Origin of the sequence: Nocardia sp. NBC_01327 (assembly GCF_035958815.1) — a bacterium.
GTDB lineage: Bacteria > Actinomycetota > Actinomycetes > Mycobacteriales > Mycobacteriaceae > Nocardia.
Window position 1 is genome coordinate 3,952,691 of the sequence record NZ_CP108383.1, and the last position, 14,454, is coordinate 3,967,144.

The window sequence follows — 14,454 nt, forward strand, 5'->3', positions numbered from 1 at the left end:
TCGCGCTCCCCACTGTCGTAGACGAGGGCATCCTAGCGAGCCGGAGCGATCATCGGTGAGACCTCGGGGCCACGCCGAGTGGCGAGTTACCGCAGGTCGGGGGCATTACCGCCCCCGACCCGGGTGAACACTCAGCTGGGGAGATCGGCGGCGGCGGCCTCGTCGAGCAGCCATGTGGTGGATTCACTGCCGATCGCACCCGCGGCGGGCACATCCAGGGGCGAGGCGCCATTGAGTGCGGCGACGACCGCGGCGGCCTTGGCCTCGCCGCCGACAATGAGAACCACATGACGCGACCTGCGGATGGCAGGCAGCGTCAGTGTGATGCGGACGGCCGGCGGTTTGGGCGAATGCGTCTCGGCGACAACAAGTTCGCGTTCCTCGCGGGTGGCGTCCGTATGCGGGAACAGCGAGTTGATATGGCCCTCGCCGCCCATACCGAGCAGGTGCAGATCGAACGCGCCGTGCTCGGCCAGATACGCGTGGACCGTGGCAGAGTACTCGCCCGCGGCCTCGAGCGGATCGGGGTAGTCGCCGCTGGAGGTTTCGGCCGGATGCACCCGGGCCGGATCGAGCGGAACATGGTCCAGCAGCGCCTGCCGAGCCTGCAGATCATTGCGCTCGGCATCCCCGGTGGGCACGAAACGCTCATCGCCCCAGAAGATGTCGACCTTGGACCAGTCGATGTCGCCCGGGGCCTTGCGCACCCATTCGAGCAGGCCGATGCCGGTGCCGCCACCGGTCAGGACCACCGACGCGCTGCCGCGCAGCCGCTGGGCCTCCACGACCTCGGTGACGAAGCGGGCAGCCGCCGCCTGCACGAGTTCCTCGGTGGTGGCGAAGGTTTCGACGACGGGCTTACTCATAGATCACCCTTTCGATTCCGGTCAGCGCCTCGGCGTAGACCTCGTCGGCGTCGAGATGGCGCAGCTCCTCGGCCAGGCAGTCCCGGGTTTCCCGGCGGGCCAGGGCGAAACGCTGATCGGGCTCGCCCGTGCGGGTCAGGGTCGCGGTGCGGCCGTGCTGCGGACGGGCGATGGAGATCGATACCGACGAGCGGTGCATCTCCACCTTCAGCTCGCCGGTCTCGCGAATCACCGGACAGGCCAGGCGGGCGGCGAGCCACCCGGCCAGCATGTCCAGCGCGGGCTCGTCCTGCAGACCCGAAACCGTCACGGACTCAACGGGTTCGAACGGCGCCTCGTCCAGGGCCGCCGCCAGCAGTGCCCGCCAGTAGGTGACCCGGCTCCACGCCAGATCGGTATCGCCCGCCGCATACGAATCGCGGCGCTTCTTGATGGTGTCCTGCGGATCGGGCGCGAAGGTCGCGTCGGTGATCCGCCGGGTCGCCAGGCGGCCGACCGAATCCTTGGACGGGAAATCCGGGGCGCCGCGCGGCCACCACGCCACCACGGGGGTGTCGGGCAGCAGGAACGGCACCACCACACTGCTCTCGTGACTGACCAGATCGCCCTGCAGCCGAAGCACTATCACCTCGGCCGCGCCGGCGTCGCCGCCCACGCGGATCTGGGCATCGAGGCGCGTCGCCGCATTCCGGTCACCACGTGCGAGAACTATGACGCGGCAAGGATGTTCACGACTGGCGTCATTGGCCGCGTCGATGGCGTCCTCGGCCTCGGAGCTGTCCAGGGTGCAGACCACCAGGGTCAGCACCCGGCCCATGGTGACCACGCCATTGGCCTCACGCAGCTGGATCAGCCGCTTGGATACCTCACGGGTATCGGTGTCCGGCATATCGATGATCACGGTCGCCGCCATTCCCGCCCGCTGCGCGCGAGCATTTCGTCGGCGGATTCCGGACCCCACATACCGGCCTCGTACGGATCGGGCTTACCGGTCTCGGCCCAGTGCTCGAGTACGGGATCGAGGATGCGCCAAGCCAATTCGACCTCCTCGTTGACCGGGAAGAGTGACGGCACGCCGAGCAGCACATCCAGGATGAGACGCTCATAGGCCTCGGGGGAGTCCTCGGTGAACGCCTCGCCGTAGCTGAAGTCCATATTCACATCGCGGACCTCCATGCTGGAGCCGGGCACCTTCGACCCGAATCGCATGGTGATGCCCTCGTCCGGCTGCACGCGAATCACCAGGGCGTTCTGCCCCAGCTCCTCGGTCATGGTCTGGTCGAAGGGCAGATGCGGGGCCCGCTTGAAGACCACCGCGATCTCGGTGACGCGGCGGCCCAGGCGCTTTCCGGTGCGCAGATAGAACGGCACACCCGCCCAGCGACGCGTCTCCACGGCCAGGGTGATGGCGGCGTAGGTCTCGGTGCGCGAATTCGGGTCGAAACCCTCCTCCTGCATCAGGCCCACCACCGACTCGCTGCCCTGCCACCCGGCGGTGTACTGCCCGCGCGCGGTGGTCTCGTCCAGCGGCTCGGTGAGTTTGGTCGCCGAGAGCACCTTGATCTTCTCGATCTGCAGTTGCCGCGGCTGGAAGCTCACCGGCTCCTCCATCGCCGTCAGCGCCAGCAGCTGCAGCAGATGGTTCTGGATCACATCGCGTGCGGCGCCGATACCGTCGTAATAGCCTGCGCGACCGCCCAAACCGATGTCCTCGGCCATGGTGATCTGCACATGATCGACGTAATTGGCATTCCAGATCGGGTCGAACAGCTGGTTCGCGAAGCGCAGCGCCAGAATGTTCTGCACCGTCTCCTTGCCGAGGTAGTGGTCGATGCGGAACACCGATTGCTCGGGGAAGACCGAATTCACCAGGGCATTGAGCTCACGGGCGCTGTCGAGATCGTGCCCGAACGGCTTCTCGATGACCACGCGCCGCCAGGTCGGCGTATCGCCGTGCTCCGGCTTCGCCTGTGCGAGACCGTTCTTCGAGAGCTGATCGAGCACCACCGGGAACTCGGTGGGCGGAATCGCAAGGTAGAAGGCGTGATTGCCGCCCGTCCCGCGATCGCGGTCCAGATCCTTGAGCGTGGTCGCCAGCCGGTGGAAAGCGGCATCGTCCTCGAAAGTGCCCTGGACGAAACGCAATCCGGCCGACAGCTGATCCCACACCTCGTCGCGGAACGGTGTGCGCGCCGAGGAGCTCACCGATTCCTTGACCACGGCGGCGAAGTCCGCATCGGACATATCGCGCCGGGCGAAACCGACCAGGGAGAAACCCGGGGGCAGCAGCCCCCGGTTCGCCAGGTCATAGATGGCCGGCAGCAGTTTGCGCCGCGACAGGTCACCGGTCACGCCGAAAATCACCATGCTGCACGGCCCGGCAATGCGGGGAACCCGGCTGTCGCGTCCATCGCGGAGCGGATTCACCGTCGCGGTCGTCGTCACTGTGCCGGCCACTCTCAGTTGCTCCCGGCTGCCTGGAGCTGTTCGGTGGTGGCGCCGAGCAATTCCTCCCACGAGGTCACGAACTTGTCGACGCCCTCGACCTCGAGCACCCCGAAGACCTCGTCCAGATTCACGCCGGCGGCGGCGATCCTGTCGAAGATCTCCTGTGCGGCCGGACCGGTGCCGGACATGGTGTCGCCGGAGACGACGCCGTGATCGGCGAAGGCCGCGAGGGTCTTCTCCGGGACGGTGTTCACCGTATTCGGCGCGACCAGTTCGGAGATGTACATGGTGTCCGGGTACTCCGGGTTCTTCACACCGGTGGACGCCCACAGCGCGCGCTGGCGGTTGGCCCCGCCCGCCGCCGACAGCCGCGCGAACACCGAAGTGTGCTTGCCGCCGTCGAATACGTCCTGGTACGCGGCATAGGCCAAGCGCGCGTTGGCGATTCCGGCCTTACCGCGCAACTCCAGGGCCTCGGGGGTGCCGATGGCCTCGAGCCGCTTGTCGATCTCCGAGTCCACGCGGGAGACGAAGAACGAAGCGACGGAATGGATCTTGGCCAGATCGTGGCCCGCGGTGTGCGCATTGGTCAGGCCGTCGAGGTACGCGCCCATGACCGAGCGGTAGCGCTCGACCGAGAAGATCAGCGTCACATTCACGCTAATGCCCTCCGCGATCACCCGCGTGATGGCCGGAATACCGGCCTCGGTGGCGGGAATCTTGATGAACAGGTTGGGCCGGTCCACGATCTTCCACAGCTCGATCGCCTGGGCGACCGTGCCGTCCTCGTCGAAGGCCAGCCGCGGATCGACCTCGATGGAGACGCGGCCGTCGGTGCCGCCGGACGCCTTGAAGACGTCGGCGAACACATCGCAGGCCGAGCGCACGTCATCGGTGGTGATGGTGCGGATGGCGGAATCGACATCGGCGCCGCGGGCGGCGAGCTCGCCGACCTGGGCGTCGTAGTCGTGGCCCTTGGACAGGGCGCCCTGGAAAATCGTCGGGTTGGTGGTGACGCCGACAATGCTCCACGTATCGATCAGTTCCTGCAGATTGCCGGATTTGATGCGACCACGCGAAAGATCATCGAGCCATACGGAAACCCCGGCAGCCGACAGGGCCGCGAGGTTGGGGTTCTGGGTCATTGCAGGACTATCCCTTCACCTTGGCGAGCGAGCGCTGCGCGGCAGCGACGGTGGCTTCGGTCGTGATACCGAACTCGCGGAACAGCGTCTTGTAATCGGCCGAGGCGCCGAAGTGCTCGATCGACACGATTTCACCGGCATCGCCGACGAATCGGTACCAGGGCATTCCGATCCCGGCTTCCACCGAGACACGCGCCTTGACCGACGGCGGCAGCACCTGATCGCGGTAGGACTGATCCTGCGCGTCGAACCACTCGACACACGGCATCGACACTACGCGCGTGCCGATGCCCTCGGCCTCGAGCGCGGCGCGCGCGTCGACCGCCAGCTGCAGTTCCGAACCGGTGGCGATCAGGATCACCTGCGGTGTGGCAGTGGAGGATTCGGCCAGCACGTAACCGCCCTTGCGGACACCCTCGTAGCTGGTGCCCTCCTGGATCGGCAGATCCTGGCGGGTCAGCGCCAGCGCGGACGGGCCGTCCTGGTGCGGGGCGTCCGACGGCACGAAGTGCGAATGCCGTTCCGCGGAGTCACGTTCCAGAATGGTGCGCCAGGCGTAGCTGGTCTCATTGGCATCACCCGGGCGCACGACGTTCAGGCCCGGGATGGCGCGCAGTGCGGCCAGGTGCTCGATCGGCTGGTGCGTCGGGCCGTCTTCGCCGAGACCGATGGAGTCGTGCGTCCAGACGTAGGTGACCGGGGTGCGCATGAGCGCGCCCAGGCGCACCGAACCGCGCATGTAATCGGAGAACACCAGGAAGGTGCCGCCGTACGGGCGCGTAGGACCGTGCAGCGCAATGCCGTTCAGGATCGCGCCCATGGCGTGCTCGCGCACACCGAAGTGCAGGGTGCGGCCGTAGGGGTTCGCCTTCCACATACCGGTCGAGATCGACTCCGGGCCGAAGCTCGGGCTGTTCGGCATGGTGGTGTTGTTGGACTCCGCGAGGTCGGCCGAGCCGCCCCACAGTTCCGGCAGCACCGGGGCGAGCGCCGCGAGGACCGCGCCGGACGCCTTACGGGTGGCCATGCCCTTCTGATCGGCGGGCCAGGTCGGCAGCTGGGCGGACCAGCCGTCGGGCAGGCTGCGGGTCTGCAGGCGATCGAAGAGCGCCTTGTTGGCCGGGTTCGCGGCGGCCCACGCGTCGAACTGGTCCTGCCATGCGGCCTTGGCGGCCTTGGCGCGATCGGCGACCTGGTTGCGGGTGTGCGCGATGACCGCGTCGTCGACCTCGAAGCTCTGCTCGGGATCGAAGCCCAGCACCTTCTTGGTCGCGGCGACCTCGTCCTTGCCCAGTGCCGCGCCGTGCGCGCCGCCGGTGTTCATCTTGGTCGGGGCCGGGTAGCCGATAATGGTGCGCAGCACGATGATCGACGGCTTATCGGTCACGGCCTGCGCCGCGGCGATGGCCTCCTCGATGCCGACGACATTCTCGCCGCCCTCGACGACCTGCACATGCCAGTCGTAGGCGCGGTAGCGCGCGGCGACATCCTCGGTGAAGGCGATGGTGGTGTCGTCCTCGATGGAGATGCGGTTGTCGTCGTAGAACAGGATGAGGTTGCCCAGCTGCTGGGTACCGGCCAGCGAGGACGCCTCGGAGGTGACGCCCTCCTCCATATCGCCGTCGGAGGCGATGACGTAGATGAAGTGGTCGAAGGCGCTCTGGCCCTGTGCCGCTTCGGGATCGAACAGACCGCGCTCACGCCGCGACGCCATCGACATGCCGATTGCCGAGGCCAGACCCTGACCCAGCGGGCCGGTGGTGATCTCCACGCCCGGGGTGTGCCGGTACTCCGGGTGGCCCGGGGTCAGTGCGCCCCAGGTGCGCAGGCTCTCGAGGTCGCTGAGCTCCAGGCCGAAGCCCGCCAGGTAGAGCTGCACGTACTGGGTGAGGCTGGAGTGGCCGCAGGACAGTACGAAACGGTCGCGTCCCACCCACTCCGGATCGCTCGGATCGATCCGCATGATGCGCTGAAAAAGCGTGTACGCCAACGGCGCCAGGCTCATTGCGGTGCCCGGATGGCCGTTGCCGACCTTCTGCACCGCGTCCGCGGCGAGCACCCGGGCCGTATCAACGGCTCTGGTGTCCACGTCGGACCAGTCGGCAGGGTGATGGGGCTGAGTGAGTGCGCGGATGTCGTCTGTGACTGACACGACCGAGGTTCTCCTGACCTTCTCGTGAACACTGAAGTTGTCGGCGGGCTCGCTTGGCGGGGTGATGCGCGATGCGCCGACTCAATCATCCGACAGCGCACCGGACTACCCACCACCCTAAAGGTGGCCCGTTCCGCGCCATGCGGGAACCCGCGTTCACCGGCCGTCGTGTCGTTGTTCGTGGCCTCGTGCGGACCGGTTTGTGACCCGGCCGCGGCCTCGTCGCGGACATATCTCGGTGCGCCCGGGCCGGACCTGGACGAGAGCACGGTCGGCGTGGGTCTACCATGCTCTGTAGTAGTAGCCGCGCCGCCACTGACTCCTTTCTAGGGAACGGCCGAGCGCGCTGCTGTTCCAGACCGGATCAAGATGCACGGCGTGCGAGGAGAAACAGTGCGGATTGGGCAACAGCCGGGTGGCGCTCACGGCTCCTCCGGAACGGTGCTGGCCGACCGCGTCACGGGCAGTGGGCCGCTGGCATCGACCACCAGGCGAGTACTCGCCTATATCGCGCTCACCAAGCCTCGTGTGATCGAGCTGCTGCTGGTAGCAACGATTCCCACTATGCTGCTCGCCGATCGCGGGCATGCGGATCTGCGGCTGATCCTGGCCACGCTCTTCGGTGGCTGGATGGGCGCGGCCAGTGCGAACACGCTGAACTGTGTCGCGGACGCCGATATCGACAAGGTGATGAAGCGGACATCCAAGCGTCCGCTCGCGCGGGAGGCGGTGCCCACGCGCAATGCCGCGGTCTTCGGCATCGTGCTCGGCCTGGGCTCCTTCGCCTGGCTGTGGTGGCAGGCCAATCTGCTCAGCGGTGTGCTGGTCGTCGCGACGATTCTGTTCTATGTCTTCGTCTACACCCTCGGCCTCAAGCGCCGGACCTCGCAGAATGTGGTCTGGGGCGGTGCGGCGGGCTGCATGCCCGCCCTGGTCGGCTGGTCCGCGGTGACCGGGTCGATCGGCTGGCCCGCGATCGTGCTGTTCCTGGTGATCTTCTTCTGGACGCCGCCGCACACCTGGGCGCTGGCCATGCGCTACAAGGAGGACTACAAGGCCGCGGGCGTTCCGATGCTCCCGGTGGTGGCCACCGAGCAGGTGGTGACCAAGCAGATCGTCATCTACACCTGGCTGACCGTATTGGCCACGCTGGCTTTGGCTCCGGCCGCCGGCGCGATCTATGCCGCGGTGGCGATTGTCGCGGGCGCCTGGTTCCTGCTGATGGCGCACCAGCTGTACTCGGGTGTGCGCCGTGGTGAGCCAGTGAAGCCGCTGCGTCTGTTCCTGCAGTCGAACAACTATCTCGCGGTGGTGTTCTGCGGTCTGGCCGTGGACTCGGTCATGGGGTGGCACACGCTGGGGCACATCGCCTTCGGGTGATCATCGACAAAACGACACTGCCGCCGAGTCCGAAGACTCGGCGGCAGTGTGCTATTGATCCGAGGTGCTGTACGCCTGAGGGGCAATGATCCGAGGCTCCTCTGCCGGAGCTGCCTCGGCCTGCGGTGCTTCGGCGGGCGCTGCCTCGACCTGCGGGGCTTCGGCGGGCGCTGCCTCGGCTTGCGGGGCTTCGGCCTGCGCTGCCTCGGACTGCGGGGCCTCGATCAGTGGCTCCTCGGCCGGGGCTGCCTCGGTCTGCGGTGCGGGGATCTGGGGGGAATTGTTCTGTTCCGCGGTGAGGGTTTCCAGCTCGGCCTGTAGGCCGGCGACCTCGGCGGCGCGCTCATCGCGCAATTGTTCCTGCTCGGCGAGGCTGGCCCGCAGATTCTCGATGACGTCTTCGACAGCGGCCAGGTTTCGATCGGCGCCCGCGAGCATCCACGCCAGGACCGCGGGCCGATCCACTTCACTGCTGACGGCCTTGACCCACGTCACCACGTAGTGCAGCCACTGCGGCTGCTTCGGCATCGTCTCCTTCTCGTCCCAGCCGCGCCGCAAGGCCATTTTGTTGGAAAAGATCCGCTCCCCGGCGGTGCCCTGCGCGAGCGTATTGACGTGAACCAGGCTCAGCTTGCCCGCGCTGGTCACCACGACATGCAGCCGGTAGTGCCCGGCCAGATGCATGCGCAATTCCGCCGCGCCGCGCCCGTCAGCGTCCATTGCGCCGAGCCAAGGGCCTTCCGCCGCATCGATAATCGACTCCAGCACCCCCAGCTGACCGACTCCGCGCCGCAGCCGTGTGGCGCGCCGACGTAGGTCGTCCGGCGTATCGGACATCTGATCCCAGTGCATAGCACCCGCTCTCTCATTGCCAAAGTCCCGGCAACCAACATATATGCGGGCAGTTGCCCAGACCGCCAAGGTCGGTCGTCCGCGTAATTTCGATCGCGTGGCGGGCGTGGTCGCCGGGCGCGGACGTTTCGGTTACGCCGCGCCCTGGGCGAATTCCATGGGCGGGAACACAGCCTGCGAGTCCTCACCGGCGAACCACATACCGATGACGAATGCGGCAGTCGCCTCGAGCAGGCCCGCGCGGTCCAGGGCGCCCGCAGTGATCGGATGGCAGCCGAGGGCCTCGACCAGGGGGACAACCTCGGCCACCGCCGCAGCGTCGCCGCACAGGGGGACTGCCAGCGGCCGTCCCGCGAATATAGGCGGCGTCATTCGCCACACGTCCACATGGCAGAGGTTGAACGCCTTCACCACTCGCGCGCCCGGCGCCTGCGCGGCGAATTGCTCGGCCGCCGAAAGGCCGTCGGTCTTCAGTGTGAACGATCCGGGGACAAGCGGATTGGTGCAATCGATCACGACCTGATCCCGCAGCGGGCCGACCTCGGCCAGTACCGCGGGTACCGCGTCGTAGGGCAGAGCCAGGAGCAGTACCTCGCCGAATGCCGCAACCTCGGCGAGCGAACCCGCACTCCCGCCGATCCTTTCCGCGAGGGCAGCTGCCTGCTCAGCGCTGCGCCCGCCGACCCGCACCTCATGCCCGGCGCGGGCCCACTGCCCGCCGAGCGCCTCCGCCATATTGCCCGTTCCTAGAATGCCGATCCGCATTTTGCTGCTCCTCACATGGTTCGATGGATATGTGGAAGACGTTAGGCAGCAGGGTGATTACCAAATGGTTCCCAGCGGCGAGCTGCTGGCCGACTGTCGCGCGAGGCTGGGTCTGGACCTGCTGGCGAATACCTGGAACGGCGTCGCCCTCTGGGCGCTGCGCCACGGTCCATTGCGCCACACCGAACTTCGCGCCCGGGTCGGCGGCATCAGCGCGAAAGTTCTCACCGAGACCCTGCGCCGCCTCGAATACAACGGTCTTGTCGCTCGAACCGAAGGCCGGTACGCGCTCACACCCCTCGGCCATTCCCTGCTCGGCCCGATAGAAGGCATCGCCCAATGGGCGCACGATCACGGCGACGAGGTGATGGAAGCCCAGGAGCGCGCCGAAACCCGTGCCACACCGATGGACGGCGTGTGATGGAAACCATTCCGGTAGTAGGTGATTCGGCGAGGTAGATTCAACCTGTTCGCCGCACTGCTGCCGCGCTGTTCTCACGGGGGAGGATTCGATGACGAGTCGGAGTAATTTGGTCATTCGATGGCGGGGATGGTTGCTCGCCGCGGGCATTGTGCCGATTATGGCCCTGGCCCCCACGGCATCCGCCGAGCCGCCACTGATCAGTCCCATCAGCCCCGGCGGTGACAATTACAGCGGATATGCCGCTGTCGCTCCATCTTTCAAGGTTCTCACCGCGCAATGGAAAGTCCCGGCGGTCACCTGCCCGCCCTTCGGCAACCTCGGCGGCGCGGTGAACGGCGCGGTCAATACGATCCTGACCGGTGGCTCCGTCCTGCGAGTCCCCGGTCTGCTCAACCACCCGGGCGCCGCACTCGGCACCTTGATGATTCCGCACGTCGGCCCCTGGATCGGTTTGGTCGGCATGGGTCCGGGCGGGGACCGAACCCTCATCCAAACCGGAACCGTGGTCGCGTGCGACAACGGAGTACCGCGCTATTCCGGCTTCTTCGAGACTCCCTCCTTCGGCAACCAGGCCGGAATGCCCGTCCCGGATGCCGACGCCCCCGGCAACGGCTGGGAATCGCCGCCCACCGTTCCCGGCGACGACATCGCGGCCACCGTCACCTGGGACGGCCACACCACCTACCGCATGACGGTCGCCGATACGACCCAGGGCTGGCACTACGGCGCGACGTTCGAGAGCACCGTAATCCCCACAGCAGCCCTGGCCGTCTCCGAATCCATCCCCTACAACGTCCCCACCTACACCCCCATCACTTTCACGAACGTCATCGCCGACGGTCGTCCCCTCGCCGCTTACAACCCTCAATCACTCTCGATCGCCGCTCCCCGTATCACCCCCACCGCGATAACAGGCGATTCCTTCACGATCCCGTCTCCCTGAGGTGTTGCGGCACCGATCGCCGCGAATTCCTCAGCCGCGCAGCACTATCCGAATCGACTGTGCGGCAGGGGATTCGACCTCATTCGGTGTCACGGTCGGCACGACATCCTCAGTATGCCGGGCGGCGTGGCGGTGAACTGGGAAGCGAGCTTGTCCAGCTCGACCGGAGGTGCGACAACCGAGCTCCACGGGTAGGCGGCGCGGGTGCGATGCAGGAATTCGACTGCCTGCGTGAGGTGGCGGGGTTCGTAATTGTGGACACCGGTGATCGTCTGCCATCGGCGAACGACGTTTTCGGGATCGATGCCGATATGCGGACCGGGCGCGACGGATCCGGCGAGGACGAGTGTGCCCCCGATATCGAGGCGGTCGAGCGCACCGGTGATGGCGCAGGCCGATCCCGAGAAGTCGAAGACGAGATCCACCTGTGCGCCATTGTCGGGTGTGGCGCCGAACTTGCGCGCTAGCTCGAGCCGTACCGGGTCGAGATCGTCGATGTAGACCTCCGCGCCCGCTTCGGCGCAGGCCGCGGCGGCGGTGATGCCGAGCATGCCCGCCCCGTAGATCAGCACCCGCCCGGTGATCGTCTCGGCGGCGTCGAGGGTCGCCATGACGGTGGCGGTCGCACAGGCCGCGGGCGCCGCCACCGCGTCGGTCAAGGTGTCGGGCACCCGCGCGATAGTCGTATTCGGCGGTAGCACAACGTATTCGGCGTAGGCGCCCGACAGCGGCCAGTCACCGTCGAACGGTTCGTGGCCGAACTTGCGGACGAATTCGCATTTGGCCGTGAACCCGGTCCGGCAGCGTGCGCACTGTCCGCACGCCACGGTCACCGCCCAGACGATGCGGTCTCCGGCCCGGACCGAGACGCCGGCGCCGGCCACCACCACTTCGCCGATGGCTTCGTGCCCGAGGATCGACGGGCACGGCGCGGGCCGCCGACCGGAGACGGTGTGCAGGTCGCTGCCGCAGACGGTGGCCAGGAGAACCCGGACGAGGGTCTCCCCGGCCTCCAGATCGGGCAGGTCCAACTTCCGGATCTCGACTCCGCTGCCGGTCCATACGGCGGCGCGGGTCATACGAGGAGCGAGCGGATCCACCCTGAGAGCCTTTCGATGGCATAGACGATGAGAAAGATGACGATCACAATGGCGCCCGCGACGTCGAAGTTCAGCGTGCGGATCGATTCGAACAGCAGGTAGCCGATACCACCCGCGCCGACGACGCCGAGGATCGTCGAGGTCCGGATATTGATGTCGAGCAGATAAAGGATCGAGCCGACCAGTGCGGGCATGACCTGTGGAATCACCGCCGCGACAAGGGTTTTCCACCAGCCGCCGCCGACGGCGCGGACCGCCTCGAGCGGGCCGGGTGCGATCTCCTCGATCGCGTCGGCCACCAGTTTGCCGAGGAATCCGATCGAGCCCAGTGCCAGTGCGCAGGTGCCCGCGATCGGGCCCAGGCCGACGGCCGCGACGAAGACGACGGCCAGAATCAGTTCGGGCACAGCACGAACCACGAGAGTCCAGGCCCGCGCCACCCAGTAGATGCTCACGTGCGGGGTCACGTTTCTCGCCGCCAGGATCCCGGCCGGGATCGACAGGACGATGCCGATGGCGGTGGCGACAATGCCGATTGCCACCGTCTCCAGTGCGGAGGTGAACAATTCGGACCCGAGCGCGCCGAAGTTCGGCGGGATGAGCCGGGTGAAGGTTTTCATCGACGGTCCGACCCAGTTCAGCAAGGACCAGGGGCTGACGTCGAGCACGAACAGGGCAGCGATACAGGATCCGAAAACCAATGCGGAGAAGATGATTCGTGCGATTCGATCGCGGCGGGGACCGGGTCTGGCGGGTGCGAGCATGGTCTTGCGGACGACGATCGCGAGCAGTTCCATCGCGGCGATGATCACCAGGATCACGCAGACGATGCCGAGTGCGTCGGGATACATCAGGCCGCGCAGCGCATCCTGCAGTGCGAAGCCGATTCCGCCCGCGCCGACGAAGCCGAGGATGACGGACATCCGCAGGTTGATGTCGATACGGTAGACGAAACTCGCGATCCATGACGGGATCGCCTGCGGAACAACCGCATTGAGCATCTCGCGGAAGTATCCGGCGCCTGTGCTGCGCACCGCCTCCCGTGGGCCGGGATCGGTCGCCTCGATCGACTCGGCGAAGAGCTTGCCGAGCATGCCGATGGAATGCAGTGCGAGAGCGAGGATTCCGGGCAGTACTCCGATACCGAGCGCCCGGACGAACAGTACGGCGAACAGCAGGTCGGGCATTGCCCGGCAGCAGGTGATCACGCCTCGCGCGACCGTGTACACGAGCGGGTGCGGTGTGGTGTTGCGGGCGGCCAGGAAGGCCAGCGGGACCGAGGCCACCGCGGCGAGCACGGTGCCGAGCAAGGCCATCAGCAGTGTCTGGATCGCGAGCTTCCAGATGCGGCCCGGGTCGTCCAGGGTCGGCGGCAGCATTCTTGCCAGCAGTGCCCGGACGTGGTCGAGACCGTCGAGCAGTGTGGCGGGGGCGAAGTCGATCCACCAGGCCGAGACGACGGTGCTGATCACCGCTGCCAGGAACAGCGCGGCCAGCACGCGCGGCCGACGAGGTCCTCCGTGACCGCTGCCGCGGGTTTCGGGACGAGCTGCCAGCGCCGTGCTCATGCCGAATCCACCTTGCCTGCAAGCGATTCGGCGGCCGGATCCACGCGCCGGTAGATCTCCATCGCGTTCTCGCGTGACATCTCCGAGGTCGGGCGGTCCAGCACCTTGACCCCGCTGCGCAGACCGACGATCCGATGCGCCCAGCCCATGGCGAGGTCGACCTGGTGCAGGGTGCAGACGACGGTCAGTTTCTCCTCGACGCAGATCTGGAACAGCAGGTCCATGACGATGCCCGCGTTCTCGGGATCGAGCGAGGCGACCGGCTCGTCGGCCAGCAGAATGCTCGGTCGCTGCATGAGGGTGCGGGCGATCGCGACCCGCTGCTGCTGGCCGCCGGAAAGGGTGTCGGCGCGCCGTTCGGCGAAGTCCGCCAAGCCGACTCGATCCAGATAGGTGAGCGCGTCGGCGCGCATACGCCTGGGATAGGTCAGCGTGCCGTAGCGCGGGAGGGTGAGTGCGCCCAGCCCGCCGATCAAGACATTCTCCAGGCAGCTGAGCCGCCCGACCAGGTTGAACTGCTGGAAGACGAACCCGACATCGCGGCGCAGTCTGCGCAGCTGGGCGCCCGAAGCCCGTTCCACCGCAGTGTCATTGACCGTGATGGCGCCCGAGCTGACCGGATGCAGCCCGTTGAGGCAGCGCAGCAGGGTGGACTTCCCGGAACCGGACAGCCCGAGCAGCACGACCAATTCACTCCGACGCACCTCGAGGGATACGTCGTCGAGGGCCACGGTCGGGCCGAAGCGCTTGGTGACGCCGCGGGCGGCGATGACGAGATCATCGCCGGCCACGGTGTTGTCGACGGGCATCG

13 protein-coding genes are annotated in these 14,454 nt (G+C 67.1%); 3 read left to right on the plus strand and 10 right to left on the minus strand.

Going from position 1 to position 14,454, the window contains the following annotated elements; all coding sequences use genetic code 11:
* Nucleotides 1-131 precede the first annotated feature (131 nt).
* From pgl to tkt, 5 genes are read right to left on the minus strand one after another with little or no spacing between them, the layout of a single operon-like run.
* On the minus strand, nt 132-866 hold the full coding sequence (gene pgl / locus OG326_RS17855; RefSeq protein WP_327145769.1) for a 6-phosphogluconolactonase: 735 nt from the start codon (nt 864-866) through the stop codon (nt 132-134).
* Nucleotides 859-1,767, minus strand: coding sequence for a glucose-6-phosphate dehydrogenase assembly protein OpcA (gene opcA / locus OG326_RS17860; protein WP_327146513.1), 909 nt, complete (start codon nt 1,765-1,767; stop codon nt 859-861). The genes pgl and opcA overlap by 8 nt, the downstream gene beginning before the upstream one ends.
* Nucleotides 1,764-3,323, minus strand: a complete 1,560-nt coding sequence (zwf, locus tag OG326_RS17865; RefSeq protein WP_327145770.1) for a glucose-6-phosphate dehydrogenase — start codon at nt 3,321-3,323, stop codon at nt 1,764-1,766. Before zwf ends, opcA begins: the two co-directional genes overlap by 4 nt.
* A 2-nt stretch (nt 3,324-3,325) precedes the next feature.
* Nucleotides 3,326-4,459 (minus strand): transaldolase, encoded by a 1,134-nt coding sequence (tal, locus tag OG326_RS17870; protein WP_327145771.1) that lies wholly within the window; start codon nt 4,457-4,459, stop codon nt 3,326-3,328.
* Nucleotides 4,460-4,466: 7 nt separating this feature from the next.
* Nucleotides 4,467-6,611, minus strand: coding sequence for a transketolase (gene tkt, locus OG326_RS17875; RefSeq protein ID WP_327145772.1), 2,145 nt, complete (start codon nt 6,609-6,611; stop codon nt 4,467-4,469).
* Nucleotides 6,612-7,004: 393 nt separating this feature from the next.
* Here tkt and OG326_RS17880 point away from each other — a divergent pair, with 393 nt between their 5' ends.
* Nucleotides 7,005-7,991 carry a heme o synthase gene (locus OG326_RS17880; protein WP_327145773.1) on the plus strand — a complete coding sequence of 329 codons (987 nt, stop codon included), beginning with the start codon at nt 7,005-7,007 and terminating at the stop codon, nt 7,989-7,991.
* Between the two features lie 51 nt (nt 7,992-8,042).
* On the opposite strand, the gene OG326_RS17885 is transcribed toward OG326_RS17880, so the two are convergent.
* Together OG326_RS17885 and OG326_RS17890 are read right to left on the minus strand one after the other, a co-directional pair.
* Nucleotides 8,043-8,828, minus strand: coding sequence for a hypothetical protein (locus OG326_RS17885; protein ID WP_327145774.1), 786 nt, complete (start codon nt 8,826-8,828; stop codon nt 8,043-8,045).
* A 147-nt stretch (nt 8,829-8,975) separates the two neighbouring features.
* On the minus strand, nt 8,976-9,623 hold the full coding sequence (locus OG326_RS17890; protein ID WP_327145775.1) for an NADPH-dependent F420 reductase: 648 nt from the start codon (nt 9,621-9,623) through the stop codon (nt 8,976-8,978).
* 49 nt (nt 9,624-9,672) lie between these two features.
* Between OG326_RS17890 and OG326_RS17895 the strand changes: the two genes are divergently transcribed.
* Together OG326_RS17895 and OG326_RS17900 are read left to right on the plus strand one after the other, a co-directional pair.
* Nucleotides 9,673-10,029: a winged helix-turn-helix transcriptional regulator gene (locus OG326_RS17895; protein ID WP_327145776.1), complete on the plus strand. Its 357-nt coding sequence runs from the start codon at nt 9,673-9,675 to the stop codon at nt 10,027-10,029.
* A 91-nt stretch (nt 10,030-10,120) separates the two neighbouring features.
* Nucleotides 10,121-10,975, plus strand: coding sequence for a G1 family glutamic endopeptidase (locus tag OG326_RS17900; RefSeq protein WP_327145777.1), 855 nt, complete (start codon nt 10,121-10,123; stop codon nt 10,973-10,975).
* Between the two features lie 89 nt (nt 10,976-11,064).
* Here OG326_RS17900 and OG326_RS17905 read toward each other — a convergent pair whose 3' ends face one another.
* Genes OG326_RS17905 through phnC form a run of 3 tightly spaced genes read right to left on the minus strand, consistent with a single transcriptional unit; the run spans nt 11,065 to nt 14,452 of the window.
* A complete protein-coding gene (locus OG326_RS17905; RefSeq protein WP_327145778.1) occupies nt 11,065-12,075 on the minus strand; it encodes a zinc-binding dehydrogenase in 1,011 nt (336 codons plus the stop codon).
* Nucleotides 12,051-13,643, minus strand: coding sequence for a phosphonate ABC transporter, permease protein PhnE (phnE, locus tag OG326_RS17910; RefSeq protein WP_327145779.1), 1,593 nt, complete (start codon nt 13,641-13,643; stop codon nt 12,051-12,053). The genes OG326_RS17905 and phnE overlap by 25 nt, the downstream gene beginning before the upstream one ends.
* On the minus strand, nt 13,640-14,452 hold the full coding sequence (phnC, locus tag OG326_RS17915) for a phosphonate ABC transporter ATP-binding protein (RefSeq protein ID WP_327145780.1): 813 nt from the start codon (nt 14,450-14,452) through the stop codon (nt 13,640-13,642). The genes phnE and phnC overlap by 4 nt, the downstream gene beginning before the upstream one ends.
* Nucleotides 14,453-14,454: the final 2 nt, after the last annotated feature.

Excerpts from the sequence above, each read along its gene's own strand:
- phnC (WP_327145780.1), bottom strand. The coding sequence starts at position 14,452 with ATGCCCGTCGACAACACCGTGGCCGGCGATGATCTCGTCATCGCCGCC.
- tal (WP_327145771.1), bottom strand. The coding sequence starts at position 4,459 with ATGACCCAGAACCCCAACCTCGCGGCCCTGTCGGCTGCCGGGGTTTCC.
- OG326_RS17900 (WP_327145777.1), top strand. The coding sequence starts at position 10,121 with ATGACGAGTCGGAGTAATTTGGTCATTCGATGGCGGGGATGGTTGCTC.
- pgl (WP_327145769.1), bottom strand. The coding sequence starts at position 866 with ATGAGTAAGCCCGTCGTCGAAACCTTCGCCACCACCGAGGAACTCGTG.
- OG326_RS17885 (WP_327145774.1), bottom strand. The coding sequence starts at position 8,828 with ATGTCCGATACGCCGGACGACCTACGTCGGCGCGCCACACGGCTGCGG.
- phnE (WP_327145779.1), bottom strand. The coding sequence starts at position 13,643 with ATGAGCACGGCGCTGGCAGCTCGTCCCGAAACCCGCGGCAGCGGTCAC.
- OG326_RS17895 (WP_327145776.1), top strand. The coding sequence starts at position 9,673 with ATGGTTCCCAGCGGCGAGCTGCTGGCCGACTGTCGCGCGAGGCTGGGT.